Genomic DNA, 5,397 nt, shown 5'->3' with positions numbered 1-5,397 from the left:
TATTACACCATCAGATATTAATATTATCTTTGAGATTATAAATTATAGGTATTTTAATAATAAGCCGATTATTGTAAGTACTGAAAAATATAAAAGTGATTTGTTAAAAATTGATGAGGCTATTGGCAGCAGGATATTAGAAATGTGTGATAAGTTTAATATTCAGGTTAGGGGTAAGGGACTTAATTATAGAATTTATGGATAGGTGATTTTATGTTAGAGCATTTAACTGCTAAAGATATTCCTGGTAGATATAAAGAATTGGTGGATAATATTGGTATTGAAGGGTTTAAGTATTTAGTTCAAATGCATGGTGGTACTTTGTTTTATGTTCCAACTCTTGAGATGGTTAATAAGTTATATAGAAACAGAAAGATTAGGGAAAGTTTTAGGGGAGATTATAATGAGACTGCTAAAAGATTTGGTATGAGTAGAACTCAGATTTATAATATTATTAATGAAAAATAAGAGGGAAAATCCCTCTTATTTTATTATATTTATATTGTTTGAAAGCTTGTTTATACTATCTGTAAGGCTATTTAGTTTTCCTTCAATTCTAACTAGTAAGTACATACTAATAGCTATAGGAAATCCCACATTAGCCACAAGAGTTTGTAAACTTGAGTCCATATTTTATAAAACTAAGTCGTAGTCAGTGGTATCAGTTTGAACAACCTTAGCTGAAACTGCTGATACTAAAGAGCCACCATTAGGTGAGAATATATCTTTTTCTATTATAGTATTCATAGCTTCCTTTATTTCAGTTTCTGTTAAATCCTCTCTTGGGTTGTCAACTGTGATAGACACCTTTTTATCATCTGAGCTTTTAAAAGTCATAAGTAACTTTGTTTTTATTTCCATAATATTTTACCTCCTTATACTATGCTAATGTTGTATTTTCAATTTAAGCAACGGATATAACTGCAGCGGTAGCAAAGTTATATCGTTGGCGCCATCAACCTTAAATATGATTATGATTATTTAATTTATAAACAAAATTAAATTTATGCCAATGTTGTATTATCGATTTTAAGCAACGGATGTGGCTGAAGTGGCAGCGAAGCCATATCGTTGGCGCCATCAACCTTAAATATGATTATGATTATTTAATTTATAAACAAAATTAAATTTATGCCAATGTTGTATTATCGATTTTAGTCACTTCAAGTACTGGAAATTCTTGAAGTCCTTCTAATGCAGTTGCAACGTCGTATATTGCCTGAGAAGTTGCTTCGGGTTTGATGTTTGAGTAAGTTTTAGATTTTACTTTAGTTTTGTTTGTAAGTTCATCTTTTCCTAAATCAAATTTCATTCTTAGTGAAGTTGGATTTTTACCTTCTATAACTGACATATTTATTACCTCCTAAAAAATATTTTTATATGATATAAAGCATTTAAATCACACATCACTCAAGTAAAGTAAATTTTAAGCAACGGACATGAACGAAGCGATAGCAAGTTTCATATCGTTGGTGCTATGAGCGAAGTGAATCTTATGTTTATATAATAAGAGAAATAGTTAAACATTTGATTATACAAAATTTATAAAAAGTATTTTATTTAAGTATTGAAAACTTATGAAGGTATAATTAAAAATAAAGTATTAAAAAAGTAAATAATGGGGGGATTACTATGAAAAAGTTAGTTATAGATTTAGGTCATGGTGGATATGATCCAGGGGCAGTCGGTAAAGGTGGTACTAAGGAGTCTGAGGTTGTATTAAAAGTTGGAAAGTATTTAGAATCTATGTTAAAGGAAGTTTATTTGGATGTTAGGTTTACACGAATGTCTGATAAATATGTTTCTTTAGGTGATAGGGTAGAGTTTGCTAATAATTTTGGTGCTTATTATTTTTTATCTATTCATATTAATTCTGCTAGTGATAGTAGTGTTAGAGGTGTGGAAGTTTGGCAGTATAATAGTGATGATAAGCATCTTAATGAGTTTTGTAGTAGTTTGTGTAATGATATTTCTAGTATTTTTAAGATTAGAAATAGGGGAGTGAAATTAAGTAAGGGATTATATGTATTAAAAAATACTTCTATGAAAGCAGCTTTACTTGAGATTGATTTTATATCTAATAGTTTTTGTGAGAAGGATTTAAATAATGAGGATAATCTTAAATCTATTGCTAGGGTAATTAAGGATAATGTTTTGAAGTTGTATAATATTGAAGATAATAAAAGGTTATATAAGGTGTGTGTAGGGTGTTATAAGGAAAGGTCTAATGCTATAAAAGTTTTGAATGTTGCTAAAAGTAAAGGCTTTGGTGATGCTTATATAATATAAAAGAGCTTTGTTTTTTAACACTTAGTGTATATAAAAAATCCCAATTAAATAAATAATGCCAATTTTTAAGCAATGGATGTAACTAAAATAATATATTTTATTAACCATAGGTGATTATTTAGATAGAATATGTTAATATATATAAGACGTATACAATAGCAATTTAAAGGAGATAAAATATGAAGCATTTTAAGAAAGTGGCATTTATATTAATTGGGTTAATAGTAATGATTTGCTTAAGTGGATTTGGATATGTGTATTTTAAATTAAATAAGATGTACGTAAAAGATGAAGCTGTAAAAAGTACAGAAGAACAAGGTACTATGGTTGAAGGAATAACAAATATATTGTTAGTTGGAACAGATGGAGAATATGTTGAAAAAGGGAATAGATCAGATGGTATGATGGTTGTTACAATAGATAGTAAAAATAAAGATATTAGAATAAGCTCAATAGCAAGGGATACTTATGTTGATATACCCGGATATTCAACTGAAAAACTTACTCATGCTTATGCATATGAGGGGATAGATCTTTTAAAGGAAGTATTTAAGGTAAACTTTGACCTTGATATAGATAAATATATAGCTGTTAACTTTAGCTCATTTATGGAGATTATAGATGAGATTGGCGGAGTTGTTGTCGATGTTCCAGAAAGTGGGTTAGAATCAATTAATTCAATGATTGATGCTTGCTATAATTACTACTCTGATAAGGATAGTGTAGGGGAAAAAGAATATTTAACACACGCAGGAACTCAAAGATTAAATGGATATCAAGCTCTTGCTTTTAGTAGAATAAGATATACAGATAGTGCATTTCATAGAGAAGCTAGACATAGAGAAGTTGCAGAAAGTGTGTACAAGGAATTTGCTCAAAAAGGTATAGAAACTTATAAAAAATGTGCAGAAATTATTTTAAATAATACAAAAACTAATATAAGCCCTATAGAAATGATGAACTTAGCTTATACAGTTCTTAAGATAAATGATAAGGATATAGATCAATTTCAATTTCCTATAGAAGAATATAGAAATGGTCATATTATAAATAAACAAAAAGGATGGGTATTAGAATGGGACAAGGAGCCTAACTTAGAGGCTTGGCACAAGTTTATATTTGGAGAAAATAAATAAAAACTTTAAGTGATTAATAATAGCTAGAATATAATTTATATTCTAGCTATTATTTTATATATAGACATATATCTATATATAAAATATGTAAAATTATAAGATAAAGTATCTTACTTATAATAAAAAAGTAAAACTAAACTTTAACTTATCTTAATTTTGTTGAATTTGCGGTGGGTGAATTTAAAGGTTTTAACCTTAAAAGATAGAAATTATTTGAAGAAAATTTTTATTTTAAGGAGTATATTATGAATTCACAAGAGAAAAAGATAGTAGTCGGTGGAGTAGTTATAGCAGCTTTATCTTCAGCAGGATTTTCTATGGCACAAGGAGATTTTAATCTTATAGATGATGATTATAAAAGTCCGACTATTATTTCTGAAAAAACTTTAGCAAGTAATGAGAGCACTTCTATAAATACACCAAAAACAGATGTGGCTATAGTTGATGAAAGCAATGAAGAAGAAGAGATTGAGATTAAGGATGAATCTAATGAAAAAGTTAAGTCAAAAGTTAATACTTTAAAACAAACTTCAAAGTCACAAACAAATACATCAACATTACAAAATAAGCCACAACAAAAGCCAACAGAGCCTGAAGTAGTACCAGAAGTACCAGAGGAAAAGCCAACAGAGCCGGAAGTACCGGAACAAAAACCAACAGAACAAGAAGTATCACTAGAAGTACCAGTAACAGGCTTGGTAGAAGATTCAATAGAGAAAATAGAAACACCATCTGTAGAAAAGCAATTTGACATAAATTAATTAAACTATAAAGAAGTGTAAAATTAAAACAATGGCTAGAAGCTAGCCATTGTTTTTTTGTATTTTTATAAATTCACTATAGTTTGATTTTAAATCATTAATATTTATACTAGATGCAAGAGATAGAAGTTCACTATAAGACATATTTGTATCTATATGTGGTGAAATTTTATTGTATAAGCTAATATACTGAGGGATTGATAGATTTTTATAATCTTGAATATCACTTATAACTGGAAGTATTTCTTTGTAGTCAATTTTTATGTATTTATTAGAGTCAGATATATTTTCATTAATTACAAGTTCTTTAGAAGCAGAATCAACTGCTACAAGATATTCATTATCACCAACATCTACTAGTATATTTTCATTAGATTCATCTTTATTTATATCTACAAAGTTATCAGTAGGTGTAGATGAATTTTCATTTTCTTTTGATGATGAAGGTTGTGGATTAGTTTTGTCAATTGATGATTCTTGATTTTTATTATGGTTATTAGGTATAGTATTTAATAAAATTTTTCCTATTGGGAAAATGCATACTAATATTACAATAAATGCGATAAATTTTTTCATAGTTATTATCCTTTCATATTTTGATAAATTGATATATCAGTAGTGCGAATCAGGATATATCGTTGGCGACATGAAGTGTTTCGCCGACACGTCGCTCGAGCGCAGCGAATTTTTTATAATTATTAACAAAAAAAGGATATATAATTCGATATAAATAAATTTTAAATAGTTATAATATGGAATAAGACTATAAAATATGGTAATATAATCATAAATAATTATTAAATTTATATTATTTTAAGGGGAGAAAATATGAAAAAAGAAAATAATATTATATTATGTGGGATAGCTATAGCTGTACTTGCATCTGCAGGATTTGCTATGAGCCAAGGAACTATATCTTCAGCAGATGATAATTATGTAACTCCTAAACATGTAATTGAAGAACCTAAAGAAGATTTGGAATTAGAAGAGGATACAACTGAGGATGCTGAGGAAGAAAAGGATGATGATATGGATAATGATGATTCAGATGTAGAAGAAGTTAAAAAAGAAGAAAGTAGTGTAACACAAAAGCCGTCTGCATCGAAAGCGAATAATACAGTTACACAAAAGCCATCTACATCACAAACAAACAATACAGTTACACAAAAGCCATCTACATCACAAACAAATAATACGGTTACACAAAAGCC

At 28.3% G+C, this 5,397-nt stretch carries 9 protein-coding genes and 1 pseudogene; 6 read left to right on the top strand and 4 right to left on the bottom strand.

All coding sequences use genetic code 11. The features are described 5' to 3' along the window. Window positions 1–205 (top strand): annotated as a pseudogene (locus Q5F54_RS10115) (DNA replication protein); the annotation flags it as partial. 8 nt (window positions 206–213) lie between these two features. Next, the gene (locus tag Q5F54_RS10110; protein ID WP_281538240.1) at window positions 214–468 is read left to right on the top strand and encodes a Mor transcription activator family protein; all 255 of its coding nucleotides are present in this window, start codon (window positions 214–216) and stop codon (window positions 466–468) included. Between the two features lie 15 nt (window positions 469–483). Here the strand turns inward: Q5F54_RS10110 and Q5F54_RS13155 are convergent, their stop codons facing one another. From Q5F54_RS13155 to Q5F54_RS10095, 3 genes are all read right to left on the bottom strand, one after another. After that, a complete protein-coding gene (locus tag Q5F54_RS13155; RefSeq protein WP_288247809.1) occupies window positions 484–630 on the bottom strand; it encodes a YvrJ family protein in 147 nt (48 codons plus the stop codon). A 3-nt stretch (window positions 631–633) separates the two neighbouring features. Beyond that, the gene (locus tag Q5F54_RS10100) at window positions 634–861 is read right to left on the bottom strand and encodes a DUF2922 domain-containing protein (RefSeq protein ID WP_288247810.1); all 228 of its coding nucleotides are present in this window, start codon (window positions 859–861) and stop codon (window positions 634–636) included. Between the two features lie 268 nt (window positions 862–1,129). Beyond that, window positions 1,130–1,351, bottom strand: a complete 222-nt coding sequence (locus Q5F54_RS10095) for a DUF1659 domain-containing protein (protein WP_302334355.1) — start codon at window positions 1,349–1,351, stop codon at window positions 1,130–1,132. Window positions 1,352–1,632: 281 nt separating this feature from the next. On the opposite strand from Q5F54_RS10095, the gene Q5F54_RS10090 reads away from it, so the two are divergent. The 3 genes from Q5F54_RS10090 to Q5F54_RS10080 all read left to right on the top strand — a co-directional run bounded on the left by Q5F54_RS10090 (window position 1,633) and on the right by Q5F54_RS10080 (window position 4,186). After that, a complete protein-coding gene (locus tag Q5F54_RS10090; protein ID WP_302334354.1) occupies window positions 1,633–2,289 on the top strand; it encodes an N-acetylmuramoyl-L-alanine amidase in 657 nt (218 codons plus the stop codon). A 179-nt stretch (window positions 2,290–2,468) separates the two neighbouring features. Beyond that, window positions 2,469–3,425 (top strand): LCP family protein, encoded by a 957-nt coding sequence (locus Q5F54_RS10085; protein ID WP_302334353.1) that lies wholly within the window; start codon window positions 2,469–2,471, stop codon window positions 3,423–3,425. A 245-nt stretch (window positions 3,426–3,670) separates the two neighbouring features. Further along, window positions 3,671–4,186 (top strand): hypothetical protein, encoded by a 516-nt coding sequence (locus Q5F54_RS10080; protein ID WP_302334352.1) that lies wholly within the window; start codon window positions 3,671–3,673, stop codon window positions 4,184–4,186. A 42-nt stretch (window positions 4,187–4,228) separates the two neighbouring features. On the opposite strand, the gene Q5F54_RS10075 is transcribed toward Q5F54_RS10080, so the two are convergent. Then, complete coding sequence (locus Q5F54_RS10075) at window positions 4,229–4,762, bottom strand: hypothetical protein (protein WP_302334351.1); 534 nt, start codon at window positions 4,760–4,762, stop codon at window positions 4,229–4,231. A gap of 252 nt (window positions 4,763–5,014) precedes the next feature. On the opposite strand from Q5F54_RS10075, the gene Q5F54_RS10070 reads away from it, so the two are divergent. After that, a partial coding sequence (locus Q5F54_RS10070; protein ID WP_302334350.1) for a hypothetical protein occupies window positions 5,015–5,397 on the top strand: 383 nt, incomplete at its 3' end.

The organism is uncultured Romboutsia sp. (genome assembly GCF_958366745.1).
GTDB lineage: Bacteria > Bacillota > Clostridia > Peptostreptococcales > Peptostreptococcaceae > Romboutsia > Romboutsia timonensis.
The sequence above is the reverse complement of the archived record's forward strand: the minus strand, read 5'-3'. Positions and strand labels throughout refer to the sequence as shown.

What these genes read in the sequence shown, in the direction of transcription:
- Q5F54_RS10095 (WP_302334355.1), bottom strand. Translation starts at nt 1,351, where the DNA reads ATGTCAGTTATAGAAGGTAAAAATCCAACTTCACTAAGAATGAAATTT.
- Q5F54_RS10085 (WP_302334353.1), top strand. Translation starts at nt 2,469, where the DNA reads ATGAAGCATTTTAAGAAAGTGGCATTTATATTAATTGGGTTAATAGTA.
- Q5F54_RS10110 (WP_281538240.1), top strand. Translation starts at nt 214, where the DNA reads ATGTTAGAGCATTTAACTGCTAAAGATATTCCTGGTAGATATAAAGAA.
- Q5F54_RS10090 (WP_302334354.1), top strand. Translation starts at nt 1,633, where the DNA reads ATGAAAAAGTTAGTTATAGATTTAGGTCATGGTGGATATGATCCAGGG.
- Q5F54_RS10100 (WP_288247810.1), bottom strand. Translation starts at nt 861, where the DNA reads ATGGAAATAAAAACAAAGTTACTTATGACTTTTAAAAGCTCAGATGAT.
- Q5F54_RS10075 (WP_302334351.1), bottom strand. Translation starts at nt 4,762, where the DNA reads ATGAAAAAATTTATCGCATTTATTGTAATATTAGTATGCATTTTCCCA.
- Q5F54_RS10080 (WP_302334352.1), top strand. Translation starts at nt 3,671, where the DNA reads ATGAATTCACAAGAGAAAAAGATAGTAGTCGGTGGAGTAGTTATAGCA.
- Q5F54_RS13155 (WP_288247809.1), bottom strand. Translation starts at nt 630, where the DNA reads ATGGACTCAAGTTTACAAACTCTTGTGGCTAATGTGGGATTTCCTATA.